The organism is Gordonia sp. NPDC058843, from assembly GCF_042743165.1.
Lineage (GTDB): Bacteria > Actinomycetota > Actinomycetes > Mycobacteriales > Mycobacteriaceae > Gordonia.
The window spans coordinates 1-16,200 of sequence record NZ_JBHYNC010000004.1; the positions used below are offsets into that span (position 1 = coordinate 1).

The 16,200-nt window shown below is 66.5% G+C and carries 15 protein-coding genes; 4 read left to right on the plus strand and 11 right to left on the minus strand.

Annotated features, from left to right (window positions below; translation table 11 throughout):
* Positions 1 to 222 precede the first annotated feature (222 nt).
* From ACFW3F_RS04050 to ACFW3F_RS04085, 8 genes are all read right to left on the minus strand, one after another.
* Positions 223 to 1,041: a DUF1206 domain-containing protein gene (locus tag ACFW3F_RS04050; protein ID WP_388054572.1), complete on the minus strand. Its 819-nt coding sequence runs from the start codon at positions 1,039 to 1,041 to the stop codon at positions 223 to 225.
* 80 nt (positions 1,042 to 1,121) lie between these two features.
* Positions 1,122 to 2,213: a YihY/virulence factor BrkB family protein gene (locus ACFW3F_RS04055; protein ID WP_388054574.1), complete on the minus strand. Its 1,092-nt coding sequence runs from the start codon at positions 2,211 to 2,213 to the stop codon at positions 1,122 to 1,124.
* A gap of 67 nt (positions 2,214 to 2,280) precedes the next feature.
* Positions 2,281 to 3,006 (minus strand): lysophospholipid acyltransferase family protein, encoded by a 726-nt coding sequence (locus ACFW3F_RS04060; protein ID WP_388054576.1) that lies wholly within the window; start codon positions 3,004 to 3,006, stop codon positions 2,281 to 2,283.
* Between the two features lie 86 nt (positions 3,007 to 3,092).
* The gene (locus ACFW3F_RS04065) at positions 3,093 to 4,136 is read right to left on the minus strand and encodes an NAD(P)-dependent alcohol dehydrogenase (RefSeq protein ID WP_388054578.1); all 1,044 of its coding nucleotides are present in this window, start codon (positions 4,134 to 4,136) and stop codon (positions 3,093 to 3,095) included.
* Positions 4,137 to 4,315: 179 nt separating this feature from the next.
* Positions 4,316 to 4,975: a hypothetical protein gene (locus tag ACFW3F_RS04070; protein ID WP_388054580.1), complete on the minus strand. Its 660-nt coding sequence runs from the start codon at positions 4,973 to 4,975 to the stop codon at positions 4,316 to 4,318.
* 179 nt (positions 4,976 to 5,154) lie between these two features.
* Positions 5,155 to 5,529 carry a TraR/DksA family transcriptional regulator gene (locus ACFW3F_RS04075; protein ID WP_388054582.1) on the minus strand — a complete coding sequence of 125 codons (375 nt, stop codon included), beginning with the start codon at positions 5,527 to 5,529 and terminating at the stop codon, positions 5,155 to 5,157.
* A gap of 26 nt (positions 5,530 to 5,555) precedes the next feature.
* Positions 5,556 to 7,064, minus strand: coding sequence for a YdiU family protein (locus tag ACFW3F_RS04080; protein WP_388054584.1), 1,509 nt, complete (start codon positions 7,062 to 7,064; stop codon positions 5,556 to 5,558).
* 86 nt (positions 7,065 to 7,150) lie between these two features.
* Positions 7,151 to 7,354: a zinc-ribbon domain-containing protein gene (locus ACFW3F_RS04085; protein WP_388054586.1), complete on the minus strand. Its 204-nt coding sequence runs from the start codon at positions 7,352 to 7,354 to the stop codon at positions 7,151 to 7,153.
* A gap of 224 nt (positions 7,355 to 7,578) precedes the next feature.
* Here ACFW3F_RS04085 and ACFW3F_RS04090 point away from each other — a divergent pair, with 224 nt between their 5' ends.
* Positions 7,579 to 8,364 carry a DUF1542 domain-containing protein gene (locus tag ACFW3F_RS04090; RefSeq protein ID WP_388054588.1) on the plus strand — a complete coding sequence of 262 codons (786 nt, stop codon included), beginning with the start codon at positions 7,579 to 7,581 and terminating at the stop codon, positions 8,362 to 8,364.
* Between the two features lie 45 nt (positions 8,365 to 8,409).
* Here the strand turns inward: ACFW3F_RS04090 and ACFW3F_RS04095 are convergent, their stop codons facing one another.
* Positions 8,410 to 9,249 (minus strand): helix-turn-helix transcriptional regulator, encoded by an 840-nt coding sequence (locus tag ACFW3F_RS04095; RefSeq protein WP_388054590.1) that lies wholly within the window; start codon positions 9,247 to 9,249, stop codon positions 8,410 to 8,412.
* 121 nt (positions 9,250 to 9,370) lie between these two features.
* Between ACFW3F_RS04095 and ACFW3F_RS04100 the strand changes: the two genes are divergently transcribed.
* A complete protein-coding gene (locus ACFW3F_RS04100) occupies positions 9,371 to 10,312 on the plus strand; it encodes an SDR family oxidoreductase (protein ID WP_388054592.1) in 942 nt (313 codons plus the stop codon).
* Positions 10,313 to 10,786: 474 nt separating this feature from the next.
* The gene (locus tag ACFW3F_RS04105) at positions 10,787 to 11,536 is read left to right on the plus strand and encodes a DUF6319 family protein (protein ID WP_388054593.1); all 750 of its coding nucleotides are present in this window, start codon (positions 10,787 to 10,789) and stop codon (positions 11,534 to 11,536) included.
* A 34-nt stretch (positions 11,537 to 11,570) separates the two neighbouring features.
* Here ACFW3F_RS04105 and rsgA read toward each other — a convergent pair whose 3' ends face one another.
* Entirely contained in the window at positions 11,571 to 12,656 is a 1,086-nt protein-coding gene (gene rsgA / locus ACFW3F_RS04110; protein WP_388054595.1) for a ribosome small subunit-dependent GTPase A, read from the minus strand.
* A 350-nt stretch (positions 12,657 to 13,006) separates the two neighbouring features.
* Here rsgA and ACFW3F_RS04115 point away from each other — a divergent pair, with 350 nt between their 5' ends.
* The gene (locus ACFW3F_RS04115) at positions 13,007 to 13,678 is read left to right on the plus strand and encodes a DNA alkylation repair protein (RefSeq protein WP_388054597.1); all 672 of its coding nucleotides are present in this window, start codon (positions 13,007 to 13,009) and stop codon (positions 13,676 to 13,678) included.
* 6 nt (positions 13,679 to 13,684) lie between these two features.
* Here the strand turns inward: ACFW3F_RS04115 and ACFW3F_RS04120 are convergent, their stop codons facing one another.
* The gene (locus tag ACFW3F_RS04120) at positions 13,685 to 16,168 is read right to left on the minus strand and encodes an ATP-binding protein (protein WP_388054599.1); all 2,484 of its coding nucleotides are present in this window, start codon (positions 16,166 to 16,168) and stop codon (positions 13,685 to 13,687) included.
* Positions 16,169 to 16,200: the final 32 nt, after the last annotated feature.

Genomic DNA, 16,200 nt, shown 5'->3' on the forward strand with positions numbered 1-16,200 from the left:
CCCTCAACGAGCTCCACCAACTCGGATACAACGTCACCATCACACCCCACGGAGCGGCCTGAGCAGCCACCTCACCTAACTCTTCGGATTAGGGAGCATGGATTTCGGACACCGACGAGTGTTCTTTCGTGGTCCACGACGGCCGCCAGGCCTCAGATACTGAGGTGCGAGGAGCGCAAGCGACGAGCCTCGAAGGGTCGGCCACACGGGTTTCGCGTCGATTCACATCCGCGCGAACCGCACCAGCCAGTAGCAGTAGACGCCGTATGCGGCGATCCCCACCGCGGCCAGAACCATCAACACCTGCCCGGCCGGCAGGCCGGCGAGTGACTTGACCGCGCCGTCGATCCCCGTGGCCTTCGACGGGTCGGCGGTCGCGACCGCGACGAAGACCAGGATGCCGGTACCGGCCAGGACGACTCCCTTGCCGCAGTAGCCGATCACGCCCGCGACGGTCGCCGCCTTGTCGCCGGAGATCGTGAGGTCGTCGAGGAACGACCGGCTGGCTCCCTTGTACACGTGGTAGATCCCCACGCCGATGATGATCAGTCCGGCCGCGACGAGGACGAACTTGCCGCCGCCCGACTGGAGGAGTCGGGCTGTCAGCCCGGCGTTCTCCTGCCCGCTCGACTTGCCCTGGCCCGTTGCGAAACGGACTGCCGACCAGGTGAACCCGACATAGACGACGGCCAGCGACAGCGCCTTGCCACGGTCGAACCACTGCTCGGCGCCGTCACTGTCCTCGCCTGGCTCGGTGGCGTGCGGCCCCACGATGGCCTCGGCGAGTCGCCACAGCGCGAGGCCGGCGAACGCGACCGCGGCGACCCACAACACGATTCGCCCACCGGCCGAGTCGGAGAAGATCCCCAGCGCCCCCGACTGGTCGGCGTTTCCGCCTCCGCCGAAGGCGAGGCGCAGGATGATGTACGCGATCAGCAGATGGAGCAGCCCGCTGACGCCGTGTCCAGCACGTGCCACGCGCTCGAACCACGAACTGTCGGTGGCGCGGTCGACCGCGCCGGTCACTTGATTGCGGCTCATCGTGCCACGTTCCTTCCGCCGATCGACCGAGCTCGTGCCCGGCCGGTTGCACTGACGTTACGGGGCTGGCGGCCGACGGTTCACTTCCCCTGCGAGTTGCGAAGCGCGCGTGCCTGTTCGATGTACTTCTGGTCCTTCTCGTCATTCTTGTCCGACGCCGTCGTGTCCCGGGGAGGTAGTTGCAGATGTTCTTCGGCGGGCATCCCCGCCTGGAGTTGCCGGCCGCGTTCGAGTTCCGAATCGAACTCGGCCCCGAAGAGCAGCGCAAGATTGGTCAGCCACAACCACAGGAGGAAGACGATGACACCCGCGAGTGCCCCGTAGGTCTTGTTGTAGCTGCCGAAGTTCGAGACATAGAGCGCAAACGCTGCGGACGCGAGAATCCAGGTGACGATCGCGAGGACCGCGCCGGCGCTGATCCATCGGAACTTCGGTTGCTGCACATTCGGTGTCGCCCAGTACAGGATCGCGACGATCAGGATGACGAACAGCAGCAGGATGGGCCATCGAACGATGTTCCACACCGTGAGCGCGGTGTCGCCGAGCCCGACGGCGTCACCGATGGACTTCGCGATCGGTCCGCTGACCGCGAGCATCAGTGCCACTGCGGCCGCGAGAACGAGCGCCACGAGCGTCACCAACAGCATGATGGGCCGCAGCTTCCAGATGGGGCGGCCTTCGTCGATCTCGTACATCCGGTTCATGGCGCGACCGAACGCTCCGACGTAACCCGACGCCGACCACAGGGCGCCGGCCAGACCGAGTATCAGAGCGAAACCGGCGCTGGGGGCGGCGACGAGTTGCTCGACGGGACCCCGCAAGGTGTCCACGGCCGACGACGGTCCGAGGTCATCGACCATCTGCAGGACGGCGTCGGTCGTCTTCTCACCCTGCCCGAACACGCCCAGTAGCGAGACCAGCGCGAGGAGAGCCGGGAACAGCGACAGCACCGAGTAATAGGTGAGCGCCGCGGCGAGATCGGTGCACTGGTCACGAGAGAACTCGCGAGCCGTCTTCTTCAGGACGAAGAGCATCGACGGCTTGGTCAGGTCCGTCGGCGAGTCGGGCTTGCGTGGGTCGTCGGGATCGGCCGCATCGGGGTCGTCGCGAACGTCCCGGTCAGCTGCGGTCACATCTCGTTCAGCTGGATCGGCAGCGTCATCTCGTTGCATCCCCTGCGGATAGCCGCTGGGCGTCCGAACCAAACCCGATCGACGTCGTCACATGCACTGGTGGCTGTCAGCGTGTGTGGCTGCACGCCTCGTCGACGACACCTTGCAGATCCCGCTGGATCCACCGCGTCACGGCGGCCGGGGTGTCGTCTCGGCGAGCGGCGAGATCAACCGGTTCGCCCAGCGCGACGACGGGTCGTCCGCCGTCGTTCGGGTAGGCGATCCCCGCGGAGATGAGCCACACCCCGACGTCGTTTCGCAGGGCGCGGTGGGCGATGTGGCCGATCCCGGTGCCGAGTCTCTGCACCTGTGTCGGGTCGCCCTCGTTGCAGGTACCCTCCGGAAACACCGCGATGCTGTCGCCGCGTGCCATCCGTTCGACGCAGACGCCGATCATCTGACGCCCCGCCTCGGCGGCCGCCCGCACGCCGTGATCTTTACTGCGGAAGACCGGGATCCCGCCCAGGGTGTCGATCTTCTTGCGCTGCTCCGGGTCCTCGAACAACTCGTCCTTCGCCAGGACGCGCAGACTCCCGATCCGCCTCCGCAACGGCGAGCGGAAGCCGGCCGCAGCGAGCACGAGCGGGTCGCGCTCGGAGACGTGATTGGCCGCGATGAGCAAGGGCACTCCACTACGAACGGTGCTGGTGAGCCGTTCCCTGGACCGGAAGCGCACGACCGGCCGGATCCTGGCCGCCAGCACCCCATACATCGCCTGCGCCCGGGCGCGGCCCTGCTGATGGGTGAGGTAGTGCTCGTACACAGCCTGCGACTCGGACAGCTCGACTTTCACGCAAGTTACGGTACCGTAGGTTGCGCGGGCGGGGCAGGGTTCCGAACATTCGGCGGCGACCGATGCACGACGCGGTCCGGTGGGTGTCAGTCCGGAACGACGACGGCGCGCCCGCGCAGCTCGTTCGCCGCCAGCCGGCGATACGCCTCGATTCCGTCGTCGAGCGAGAACTTCTCGACGGCGACCTCCAGCACGCCGTCGCGAGCGAGGTCCAGGACCTCGATCAGTTCGTCTCGAGCACCCCAGTACGGCGCGCGTACCGACACCTCGTACGGCTGCGTGAAGAAGCCGACCTTCGCCGCGGCGACTCCGTCACCGATGCCGACGATCACGACGTCACCCATCGTGCCGACGATCCCCATCGCGGTGTCGATGGTCGGCTGCAGTCCGACGAAATCGAATACGGCTGTCGCTCCGTCACTTCCGGTGATCTTCCGAACGTTTGCCACCGCGTCGGCATCGCTGAGAACGGTCTCGTGAGCACCCACCTCTCGCGCGAACGCGAGCTTGTCCTCACTCAGGTCGAGGGCGATGATCCGAGCCGGGGTCAGATGACGGAGCAGCTGAATGCCGATGTGTCCCAAACCGCCTGCGCCGATGACGACCGCCGTGGTCCCGCCGACGAGCTTCGGCAGCGATGGCTTGATCGCGTGATAGGGAGTGAGTCCGGCGTCGGTGAGCGGTACCGCGGCAACGGGGTCGAGGTCGCCGAGCGGAACCAGGTGCCGTGCGTCGTCGACGATCATGTACTCGGCCATTGCACCTTCGTTGCCGAGCCCGGGTGGGGTGATGCCGAGTTCGGCGGCGCGAGTGCAATAGTTCTCGAGACCACGTGAGCAGAAGTGGCAGACACCGCAGCCCCATGGCCCGTACACCGCGACCGAGGTCCCTTCGGTGAGTGACTTCACGCCGCTACCGATTTCGGCGACCACCCCCGCCCCTTCGTGTCCGAGCGTCATCGGCAAGGGGTACGGAAAACCGTCGGCAGGCATGTTGAGCACGAAATCATCGGAGTGGCATGCACCGGCGGCGGTTACCTTCAGCAGCACCTGCCCCGGGCCCGGCGTCGGCTTGTCGACCTCGCGGAGTTCGGGCGGACTTCCTGGCTTGACGATCTGGATGGCTTTCATGCCGGACACCTCTCGGTTCGAGTCGGTTGCGTGCTCTCCCGCCCTCCGGTCTACCCGTGTATGGCGATACGCGCATATGTCGACCGGGAGTTCGGCACGTTGGCCCCGGTGAACCGCGGCTCAGAAGGTCGGTCCGGGAGCGCAGCTCGACGGTCATACTCGTTGCGCACCAGCGATCCTCACCGTGACCCGGCGACAAAGGCCGATTCGGCCACATACCTGCCCCGGATGGCGTTGCCCGCATCGAGGTGAACGCCGTCGGCGGCCCACCACGACGGAAGCGTCTCGCGCACCCGCTGCCAGTTGTTCACCTCGAGGTTCGGCCACCGCGATCGGGCCGCGTTGATCTCGGCGCTGAAACGCTGCACATTGGCGTTTGAGTACGGTCCGCGAGCCAGCGCGGTCTTCGACGTCACCCAGTCGACGCGGTGAGGCCCGATGGCGCGCATCAGCGAGTCGATGTCTCGCCGCATGACGCTCCGGTCACCTCCGGTGTGCGCAGCGTCATTGGCGGCCAACGCAATCACGAAGCAGGTGACGCCCGCGCGCTTGGCGTGGCGGACGGCAGACAGCCCGTTTCCGGTGTGCGCGTCGGTGCCGCTGCCCGCACGAGTGATACTCCGGCCGCTGCTCGTGTTGAGGTAGTGCGGGACTCCCCGGTCCCGCAGGTCTGCCTCGATCCAGCGCCGTGCACCGATCGCATGGTCGCTCTTGCTGTCACCGATGATCCCGATCTTCGCGCATGACCGTGTCGGCGGGTTCACGTCGAGAGCCTGTGCGGCCGGGGTGAAGACGGCAGCGGCGCACGCCATCGACCCGACGAGGATCCCGAGGAGCATCCGGCGCGCGCACCGGATCGTCGCGTACTCGGATTCGACATCGCGTTCCGATCGATGACCAATGTGTCGGGCCCTGCCCCCACTTCGCATACGAGAAATGGTTGCTCGCCGGCGTGAGCTCACCGTGACGCGAAAATGAGGAGTTCTTCATCAGCGCGGCCGGGCGGCGACTCACGCTCTCACCATCGTCTGGATGGGCGGCGAGCCGCACAGCGCACACACTGTCGGGTCGCCGGTAAGACCTCCAAACGCTCCGAACCGATTGGCTGCCCACAGGTCTCGCAGGTGCCGTACGCGCCGGCGCCGACGCGGTCGAGCGCCGCACCGATCTCGTCCAGTCGGACCCGCGAGCGTTCCAACTGGGCAACCAGATGTCCGCGTTCCACCGCAAGCGTCGAACCCTCCGGGTCGTGCTCGTCGTCGGCGGCCGCGTCACTCGTCGCCTCGAGGACCGCGGCCAACCGGGTCGACAGTGAATCGATCAGCGCAACGGTTCGTTCCCTCTCGGCGAGCAGTGCATCACGAGAGTTGTCGTCGTCCTCACTCGACTTCACTGTGTGACCATTCGACGGCGTCCGGCTCAGGTGCCGCAGAAGGTCTGAAAGCTCTCGCTGAAGGCCTGCGGGGCCGGGGCCGCGTAATGGGCCCAGTCCGTGCGGCGTTCGTACGGGTGCGTGACCGCGGCCAGCAGTCGCCGGAACGGTTCCAGGTCTCCATCCGTCGCTGCACGAAGCGCCGCGTCGACCTGGTGATTGCGCGGGATGTACACCGGGTTGACTCGGTCCATCGTGGCGGCAACCGACTCGGGCTCACGACCGAGACGGGCGAGCGTGCTGCGCCAGCGTTCGAGCCATGGACCGATCTGGTCGCGCGGGATGAGACTCGTGACCGGGAGCTGGTCTCCACGAAGTTCGTCGGCCAGGGCCCGAAACGTGCCGGTCCAATCGGCACGATGCTCCCGCATCAGAGTCAGCAGATCGGCGATCAGATCGGGTTCAGGGGGTGCGTCTGCCAGTCCGATCTTCGACGCCATCCCGCCTGCGAAATGGTACTCGTACCGCGCCTCGTAGCCGGCCAACACATCGGTCGCGGCTGCGATCGCCTCGTCGGGCGTCGGGGCCATGAACCTGAGCAGAGTCTCGGCGAACCGGGCAAGATTCCACTTCAGGACGGCCGGTTGGTTTCCAAACGCGTAGCGTCCTGCGTGGTCGATCGAGCTGAACACCGCTGATGGGTCGAACGCGTCGAGGAAGGCGCACGGCCCGTAGTCGATGGTTTCACCGGAGATCGTCGTGTTGTCGGTGTTCATCACGCCGTGCACGAAACCGACCAGCATCCACCTGGCCACGAGGGCGGCCTGACGCTCGAGCACGGCTTCGAAGAACGCGACGTAGCGATTGACGGCCTCCGACCCCCCGGAGCCGGCGAGTTCCGGATAGTGACGGTCGATTGCGTAGTCGGCGAGCTGCTGCGTCAGATCGGTGTTTCGGACCGCGTACTCGAAGGTTCCGACGCGGAGGTGACTCGCGGCGATCCGAGCCAGCACCGCCCCGGGTTCGGCGCCGGTGCGCTGGATGTCACGCCCCGTGGCAACGACCGACAGCGAACGCGTGGTCGGGATACCGAGAGCATGCATAGCCTCGCTGACGAGGTATTCCCGCAGCATCGGCCCCACCACCGCGAATCCGTCACCACCCCGGGAGAACGGAGTCCGCCCAGAACCCTTGAGCTGCAGGTCGACTCGTCGGCCGTTCGGATCGACGAGCTCGCCCAACAGCAACGCCCGCCCGTCGCCGAGGAGCGGGGTGTAGCCACCGAATTGGTGCCCGGAGTAGGCGGTCGCGACAGGGACGGCGTCGGAAGGGGCGGCCGCACCGGACAGAAGTGCGACGCCGTCGTCGGTTCGCAACTCCTCGACATCGAGACCCAGTTCGGCGGCGAGGGTCTCGTTGACGACGAGGAGACGAGGGGCAGGCGTGTCGGCGCCCTGCCACGGCACGGTGAGGGACGTCAGCTCATCGACGAAGGTGCGCTCGAAGCCGGTGATCGCGGCACTCGTGCGTGTGGATGAATCGGGGGAGGCGGACACCCTTCCGAGAGTAACCAGTTTCGCCACCGGCAAACCGGGTGCGCGGACGAAGCCGGGGTGGTTCATCGACGCACCCCGGGCTGGGGTCAGACCGCCAACGCCGCGCCGCAGATGCCACAGGCCTCGAAGTTGCGCCGATTCCACCGGGCGATCGGGATGAAGAAGACGGTGAACTGCGTGTACTCACGCATCCTCGCCCACTGGGTGGTGTTGTGGCACCGCGGACAGGCTCGGGTCTGACCCGCACCGAGATGCTTCTGCTTACGGCCATATCCGAACAAGAAGAACACATTCCCATCGTAGAGATCCGCGGCCCGGGCGGCTGATCTCCGACACCGGTGAAGGCGCAGCACCGATCGAGATCCTCGACGAGAATGGTCAGGGTCGGCGGTGCGGCGGCCGCTCATCGACGCGGCAGCGGACGGTCGGGCATCGGTACGCTCGATGGTGTCCGTTTTGTCGGCCTGATCATGTCCGGTCGACGGGCCGCGGACTCGCGAACCGGAGGGAAAGCATGGAAGCACTGATTTTGATCGCCGTCATCGTCGTGGCCGTCGTCGGGGTGGTGGTCTTTGCTCAGCAGCGTTCCGGCGCCAACCAGGCCCGCACCCTCGACGACGCGAAAGCAGACGCGCGACAAGCCATCGAACGACTCGGGGGACAGGTGTTCATGCTGGTCGGCGACGGACCGGCCTCGAAACAGGCACTCGCCGACGCGGGGGAGCGGTACACCGCGGCCGGGTCTCAGATCGAGCAGGCAAACACACCGACGCAGGCCCGACTGGCCAAGCAGACCGCCATCGAGGGCCTCTACTACATCCGGGCTGCCCGGGCCGCGATGAATCTCGATCCCGGACCGGCCATCCCCGAACTCGACGGGCAGAAGAGTGCTGGTGCGGTCACCGAGGACCGCACCGTCGAGTTCGAGGGACGAAAGGTCGCCGCGTCGCCGAGTCCCTCGGAGCAGACTCCCAACTACTACCCCGGCGGTCGTGTGGCGGGCAGGCCGGTGCCCGCCGGTTGGTACTCGGAGCCGTGGTGGAAGCCGGCACTGGTTGCCGGCGCGTGGGGCCTCGGCTCGATGTTCCTGTTCTCGGCGATGTTCTCCGGCATGGCGGGGGTCCCCTACGACGCACAGGCATTCGAGAGCGGCACCGGCGATGGTTCCGACCAGGGCGCTCTCGACGGCGGCGGGGACTCCGGTGACGTCGGCGGCGGCGACTCGGGCGATTTCGGCGGCGGGGACTTCGGCGGTGGAGACTTCGGCGGTGGCGACTTCGGCGGCGGGTTCGACTTCTGAGCGTCAACCTCGCCGGAAGTACGCAATGCCGATGTCGGGCAAGTGTCAGAACGCTGTGGGCGCCGCGACAAGGGACAGCAGTCGGAGCTTCTCCGAGCTCGTGCTGCCCGGTGTCGCGGTGTACACGAGAAGCGAATGCGAACACCGTGGGTCGACGAGAATCTGACAGTTCAACTCCAACATCCCGACGTCAGGATGCACGTACCTCTTGACCTCCCTGGGCGCGACGCCCACTTCGTGCCGTGCCCAGATGTCGCGGAATTCTTCGCTTTCGTCGGCGAGCCGTTCCGCGAGCGACGCCGCATAGGAGTCGGGGCCACGGAGCGCCGAGACCCCGCGCAGCCCGGAGGCGTACATCCGTGAGTAGAACTCGTGGTCCTCGGTCGGGTGCAACCGACGAGTGTCCGGGTCGGTGAACCATCGATAGCCGATGCTGCGCGCCGGCCCGTCGAAGCGCATGAGGTCGCCGACGAGTGCGACCCCGAGTCGGTTCTGGCGCAATGTCTCACCGAGTTCGGTGACGATCTCGGCCGGGGTGTCGGTGAGTCGATCGAAGATTCGCATCATCCCAGGGGCAACGTGTTCGCCGTCGGTCCCGCGTGCCGGTGGCTGGTGGCCGGCGAGGAGGAACAGGTGATCTCGCTCCTCGCGCGAGAGGTGCAGGCCCTGGGCGATGGCCGCGACCATCTGCGGCGACGGCTGCGGGCCGCGCTCCCGTTCGAGCCGTGAGTAGTAGTCGGGGGACATGTGACACAGGACGGCGACCTCCTCGCGACGGAGTCCACCTGTACGACGTCGTTGCCCCCGCGGCATTCCCACGTCCTCCGGCTGCAAGGCGGCACGCCTCACTCGAAGAAAGTCCGCCAGGCCGGATCTGTCGATCATGAGGCCATTCTTCCGGGACCGGGTACCGCGGAGCCACGGATCGACAAGTCGTGGTTAACGGTGCGGCACGAAGCGACACTCACAGGACATGGGAACGAACCCAGGCCGACGAGGAGCACCGATGCCACGAAGCAGCAAATACACCCTGTTCATCCCAGATCTGACCGGTCGACGTGCGGTGGTGACCGGCGCGAGCGACGGCATCGGGTGGGAGATCACGGCAGCCCTCGCCGGCGCCGGCGCCGAGGTGGTCATGCCGGTACGCAACCCGAGCAAGGGCGCAGCGGCCGCCGCACGCATCCGCGACCGCCACCCCGCGGCCGTCCTCACCCTCGAAGAGGTCGACTTGTCCTCGTTGGCATCCGTCGATGCCCTCAGCGCGCGGCTCCGAGCGGATGGCACACCGATCAACATTCTCGTCAACAACGCAGGCGTCATGACGCCGCCCGAACGCATGTCCACCGTCGACGGACTCGAAGTCCAGTTCGGCACCAATCATCTCGGGCATTTCGCACTCACCCTCGGAGTACTTCCCCTCCTGAGAGCAGGCAGGGCGCGAGTGACCTCGCAGACGAGCATCGCGGCCAAACGGGGGTCGATCGACTTCGACGACCTGAACTGCGAACACGACTACGACGGGATGAGCGCCTATCGCCAGTCCAAGATCGCGTGCGCCCTGTTCGGACTCGAGCTCGGACGCCGAAGTCGGGCTGCGGGCTGGGGTTTGACCAGCACGATCTCGCATCCGGGGGTTGCTCCGACCAGTCTTCTCGCGGCGCGTCCGGAGGTCGGCAGGACGGCGCCGACCGGAGGCCGGCGAGCCATCGAATGGTTGTCACGACATGGTTTCGGGGTCGGCACGGTCCACACCGCCTCTCTCCCTGCACTGATGGGCGTCACATCACCGGATGCGTTCGACGGCGCGTTCTATGGACCCCAGTGGCCGGGGAACGCGGGCGGGCCGCCCGGCGCGCACCGACTCTGGAAGTCTTTCGACGATCCGAAGGCGGCAACTCGGCTATGGGAGGTGTCCGAACAGCTCACCCGGGTGACCACGGAGTGAGCTCAAACCGATCGGCACAGTGCCGGGGTCGTCACGAAGTGGTGTGTGCCACCTGCGGACAAGAGTCGACGCAGGTGGCACACCGGCAAGGAGCACTTGTGGTGCTTTCCACTCGAAGTCTGGTGTCGGCCGAGTCAGGGGAAGAGTGTGAGAAATGTGGCGGCCGAGGTGACGCACAACAGCGTCGCGATCGTGATTCCGGCGTAGGCATGGTCGGCGATCGGAACCTCGCGCGATGCGGCCGGTGATGCTCCTGTCGGACTGCTCGCCTGCGTCACAAGATGTTCCCTCCGAAAGCCCGTTACCGACACCGAGAACATTAGGTGCGCGAACCATCTCGTCAGTGCTCGCCGCGACCTTCGAGGCCACACCGATGCGACAGGTAACGGAAAGGTAACAGTCATCGAGCGGAGGTTTGAGCGGCCGCCCACCCCCGGTCTCGTGGACCTGAGCCCGAACCAGTCATTCGCACGCATGTGCGACAATGGCGCAGTGAGTTCTCAGACAAGAACCGGACTGAGTCCAGGCGACCTGGAGTCGCTGTCGGCCGCACTCGCTTCCGGTAAGCGAGCGACCGTGTATCTGCGCGATGCGATGCCATCGCTGAACCTGGAGGCCGGCACCTCCGCCCGGGTCCTGTCGATCGACGGGTCGACGGTGATGGTGAGCCCGAAGGGCGTCGACGACCAATTACCCTTTGAAGCCGACGAACTGCGGCGGAACCGGCCGTCGGCACCGACCACGGCGGCGGGTCGTGGGCGGACACCGAAGCCGGTGGCCGCGCAGGCCGACCCCACTCCAGCCGCGACACGTGCTGACACCGAGACAGTTGCCGCCCCCAAGGCCTCGAAGGCGCAAGCAGGGACAGACGCGCAAGCGAGGGCGGCGACGTCGGCGCCTTCGTCTACGACGAGCAGGCCGTCACGAAAGACGAAGGCTCCGAACGCCCCGACGACAGTCACCATCACCGTGGCGGGGGAGAGCACGTGGACCGTGTCGGTGTCACACGGCACCAGGAAACAGGGAAAACCCGCCGAGGTCACCGCCGATCGAGTGGCCCGAGCGATGCGCGAACTCGACGACGAGAACGCGATCGCCGCGGTCGATGCCGTCATCGAGTCGGCAAGAACTGCCGCACAACGCCGCATCGAGGAACTCAGTCAGGAGCTCGAAGCCGCGCGGGCCGCACTCGCGCATCTCGACGGACCCGGCGCCGACGACTGACGAGTGCCGCCGCCCCCCCAGAGCGGCCCGACTCTCAGGCCTGGCGGTCCCGAAAACGATACATGGCGCGAATGTCTCGCGTGATCGCCTTGTCCCGCTTGCTTCGTTTGCTCGCCTCCCGGGCGTCGCCCCGGGCAGCCGACCACTCGCTCTCGCGTAGCAGCTTGCGATATCGCTCCAGTCGACCCGGATCCAGCCGACCTTCCCGAATCGCTTCCTGCACCGCACACCTGGGTTCGCTGCGGTGTTCGCAGTCCCGGAATGCGCAGTCGCGAGCCAACTCCTCGATCTCCGAGAAGGTTCGGCCGGCGGCATCGGCAACGTCCTGCACACCGATCCCGCGCAGACCAGGCGTGTCGATCAGCACCTTTCCGTCCGGGAGGAGCAACAGCTCGCGGTGTGCCGTCGTGTGCCTTCCCTTGCCGTCGACGGATCGAATCTCGTTGGCCGCCATGTGATCGCGGCCGAGGAGCGCGTTGGCCAAGCTCGACTTGCCGGCTCCGGAGGAACCGAGCAGAACCGCGGTGCCGGTCATGGCGGATCGGAGTGGATCGATACCGACGCCGCTGATCGTGCTCGTCGCCACGATCTCGGCACCCGGAGCGACCGCAGTGACGGCGGCCTCACCGGCGAGGGGGTCGTCGACCAGGTCGGACTTGGTCAACGCCACGATCGGTCGGGTGCCCGCGTCGTACGCCAGCGTCAGCAAGCGTTCGATCCGGCCGACGTTGATCCGGTTCGCCACCGACACCGCGATGATCACCGTGTCGACGTTGGCCGCGAGTACCTGTCGTTCCGACGTCCGGTCCGAACTCGCACGCGCGATCGCCGTCCGCCGAGGCAACACCTGGATGATGTGGGCCCGCTCGCCATCAGGGCGCACGACGACCCAGTCGCCGGTGCACACGGCCCGCTCACGATCGGCGACGTGCCGAGAGTCGTAGACGGCCCGAATCGACCCCGTCGCCGTGAGGGTGTCGCACCCACCACGATTCACCCGCACGACGCGAGCGGGTACCGCGTCGACATCGGCGTGATCGGCGAACAGAGCGGAGAAATGACTGTCCCAACCGAGCGCGGTGAGCTCGACAGGGGAGGATGGATGATCTGAGGAATGCACTGTAGAGACCTTCTGGATGAGCCCGTGACCCCAGAAGTTCCACCGAGCCGCGACTTGGTCGCGTGCGCGGACACAGACTTGAGGTCAGAGACGGGCTGGAGAAATGGGGATGGTTCGGATGCTGTCGACGACAGCGATCTCGACGGCAACCATCGACTCACCTCCAGGTCTCTCGCTGCCCGTGGTCGGACAGCGCGGCTCACGCTAGCACCGCCCGATGAGGGCCGCCATCGATTATTCGATCCGCGAGCGCTTGCCCTGATCGGCGAGAATGGGCGGAACACAGCGAACGGACCGAGATCGTCCACCGACATCTATCGTGAGATGAACGCGACCAGACGGGAGGCGCAGTGCCCAGACCGACCTCGGTGGAGGACATCGAAGAGTCGCTGCGGCGAGCCGCCAGCCCAGATCAGGTGCAGTTGATCGCCAAACGTGTTCCGCGCGATCAGATCATCGGTGTGCGGATGAAATACACCTTCGATCTGGCCAAGTCGCACCGGGATCTCGACCTCGACGTCGTCCGCGATCTCATCCGGTCTCACTGGTACGAGATGCGCATGGTGGCCATCAGCATTCTCGACGCTCGCGCACGACGGTTCGCACCGATGACGCCGGAACGCACCGCCCTCTACGAGCTGTACCTCGGCGAGCACCAGCACATCGATACCTGGGACCTCGTCGATCGCGCGGCGCCGAGGGTCGTCGGCGAGTACCTGCTCGATCGATCACGCTCGCCGCTGCACGCGCTGTCGCGGTCGTCGAATCCCTGGGAACGACGGACGGCAATCGTGGCGTCGTTCTGGATCATCAGGCATGGCGAACCGGACGACCCGCTGACCATTCTGACCACGCTCGCCGACGATCCGGAGACGTTCGTCCAGACCGCGCTCGGAACCGCGGTTCGCGAGCTCCGTCGACATCATCCCGAAGCGGCAGTCGAGTTCGAGAAGGACCACACGCTCTCTCGCGCGGCACAGCGAGCGGCGGGCGTCGGGCGCAGCGACCCGATCACGAAGTAGGCCAACCTATCGCAGTCCCAACTCGACGCCTCGGGCCAGGACTTCACGACGCGATGCCATCCCCAGCTTCGACAGCACTGCCGACACATGGTGATCCGCGGTCTTCGACGAGATGTACAGGCGCCCGGCGATCTCCGAGTTCGACAAACCCTCCGCCACCAGGCGCGCGACCTCCAACTGTCTGTTGGTCAGACCCCCGGGATTCACTCGTGTCGTCGGACGGGGGCGTTGCGGAACGGTGACGCAACCTCGTTCGCGCATCATCGCGCGCGCTCGATCGGCCGTTCCCACGGCTCCGAGTCCGTCCAGAATCGTCACACCGCGTCCCGGGTCGTCGGAATCGAGCCAGCACAACGCCGCCGAGAACGGGTCACCCGCCTCCGACCACCAGCGCGCGGCGTCGGCATACCGGCCGTCGAGCGACAACCGATAAGGTTCCGCGATCCGTCCGGTCTGCGTCGACAGGCCCATCCGGGCACGCCAGACGGCAAGACTTCCAGAACCCCAATCGGTTCCGTCCTCGTCGAGGGTGTGCGCTGCGGTGACCCGCGCGTCTTCGGTCCCGGTCATCCAACTGATCTCCGCGAGAGCGGCCAGGACCGCGAGTCGACGGAGAGGCTCATCGATCTGGTCGGCGAGTGCCCACGCACTCTCGATCTCGTCGATGTCGAACGGGGTGCCGCACCGTAGCGGTACCAGCACCGTGACCAAAAGTGGCCACAACGTGGCGATCGGCATCCCGTCGGCATCGATGACCGCCCCGGCGTCCTCGAGGGCACCGTTCCAGTGCCCGCGCGCCAACTGCAACCGGCTTCGCACCGCGGTCTGCCAGTGGCGACAGATCTGGATGTCGCGCTCGACCGTGAACGGGAGACCAGCGTCGAGGATCCGGTCTGCAGCCCGGTATCTGCCCTGTTCGACGTCGAGGCTGGCCACCTGCGAGTACACAGTCGAGGCGAGCTCGTCGAAGCCGAGCGTGCGCGCAGTTTCCATGTGCGCGAGAAGCCTACTGCGCGAATCCACTTCGCCACTGGACAGCGCCGCCGAGTCCGAGACGACCTGATTCCACAACCGCAATTCCTCATCGGATGCGGAGGTGGTGTCCGCCAGCAGGGACTCGGTGTCCGACACGTCGCCCCGCATGAACGCCAGGAACGCGCGTTGGATCTGGGCGTGGCTGTACACCGCTGTCGCCCCTGTGCCGTACGCGATTTCCGCTGCACGGGTCAGGTGAGACTCGGCACGTTGCCGGTGCGCGCTGTAGTACTCGTACACTCCGACCGCGACATGAGCTGTCGCCAAACCGGTTTCGTCGCCCACCTCGGTCCACAGCGGGAACGTCTCGTTGACACTGGCTATCGCGTCCCGTAGACGGCTGACCATATACTGTTCGTTGGCCAGCGCCAAGAGCAATTCGGCACGCTCGTGAGCTGAGGCGTTGCCTTGATGGTGTCTGGCGATCTCGTAGTACGCGACGGCCTCCGTGTGCGCACCGCCGCGGATGGCGTCCTCGGCTGCTGCTTTGGCGTATCGGACGGCGCGGTCGGAGTCGCGGGCGGCGACGGCATGGTGGGTCAACACCGACGGGTGCACGGTCCCCAGTTGTTCGAGCGCGCCGAGGAGCTGGGCATGCAGGTGTGCGACCCCGCCGGGCGGGATCGTGGATTCGATCGCCCGGCGGGCCAATTCATGTCGGAATACGATGCCGTCGGGTCCCCACTCCAGCAGGCCGGTGTCGGCGAGCCGCTGGAGCGTGGGGTACTCGATGCGCAGGGCGGGCAGCGCGGTGTCGGCAACGCGTTCCGGAGAGGCCGCGATCAGTTGGAGCGCCTCGAAGTCGGCCGCGCTGACCTTCGTCGTCCGCGCCAGTACAGCGTCGCGTACCGACGACGGGATCGGCAGGTCTGGTTCACGGGAGACCTCGGTCGCGAAATAGGGGTTACCACCGGTCGCGGCGTGGACCCGCGCGGGATCGAGACCTGTGCCTTCGACCAGTTCGGCGATTGCCCCGACGCTGAGCGGTGGCAACTCGATGCGGGACACGTTCTCGGCCAGTAGTGCACGCGCCGACGCCTGCGGTTCGAGTTCTCGATGTGTCAGGAGAAGGACAAGCGGTATCGACTCGATACGACGGCACAGAAAGCGCAGCACATCGGTCGACGCCGCGTCGATCCAATGCAGATCTTCCACCACGAGCAGTGTCGGTTCGGCACCCAGACGGGCGAAAGCGGCTTCGCAGACGTCGGCGAGCATCGTCGGTTCGAGCCCGATGCCGAGATCTTTGACGGGTCCCAGCGGACGCGGTGTGTCCAGTGGGTCGCACGCCACGCGCAGGACCCGGACATCTCGGGCTGTCTCACACACCTGCGCGATCAACGTCGTCTTGCCCGCGCCACTCTCGCCCGAGACGGAGAACCCCGTACCTATCGGCAGCCGGGCAAATGCCGCGTTGATCTGCGACAACTGCCCGGTCCTCTCCAACAAGCGCACCGCCCGAGTGTAGGCCGCGAAGGGCTCGGATA

Excerpts from the sequence above, each read along its gene's own strand:
- ACFW3F_RS04070 (WP_388054580.1), bottom strand. The coding sequence starts at position 4,975 with ATGCTCCTCGGGATCCTCGTCGGGTCGATGGCGTGCGCCGCTGCCGTC.
- ACFW3F_RS04055 (WP_388054574.1), bottom strand. The coding sequence starts at position 2,213 with ATGCAACGAGATGACGCTGCCGATCCAGCTGAACGAGATGTGACCGCA.
- ACFW3F_RS04095 (WP_388054590.1), bottom strand. The coding sequence starts at position 9,249 with ATGATCGACAGATCCGGCCTGGCGGACTTTCTTCGAGTGAGGCGTGCC.
- ACFW3F_RS04050 (WP_388054572.1), bottom strand. The coding sequence starts at position 1,041 with ATGAGCCGCAATCAAGTGACCGGCGCGGTCGACCGCGCCACCGACAGT.
- ACFW3F_RS04065 (WP_388054578.1), bottom strand. The coding sequence starts at position 4,136 with ATGAAAGCCATCCAGATCGTCAAGCCAGGAAGTCCGCCCGAACTCCGC.
- ACFW3F_RS04090 (WP_388054588.1), top strand. The coding sequence starts at position 7,579 with ATGGAAGCACTGATTTTGATCGCCGTCATCGTCGTGGCCGTCGTCGGG.
- ACFW3F_RS04100 (WP_388054592.1), top strand. The coding sequence starts at position 9,371 with ATGCCACGAAGCAGCAAATACACCCTGTTCATCCCAGATCTGACCGGT.
- ACFW3F_RS04105 (WP_388054593.1), top strand. The coding sequence starts at position 10,787 with ATGTGCGACAATGGCGCAGTGAGTTCTCAGACAAGAACCGGACTGAGT.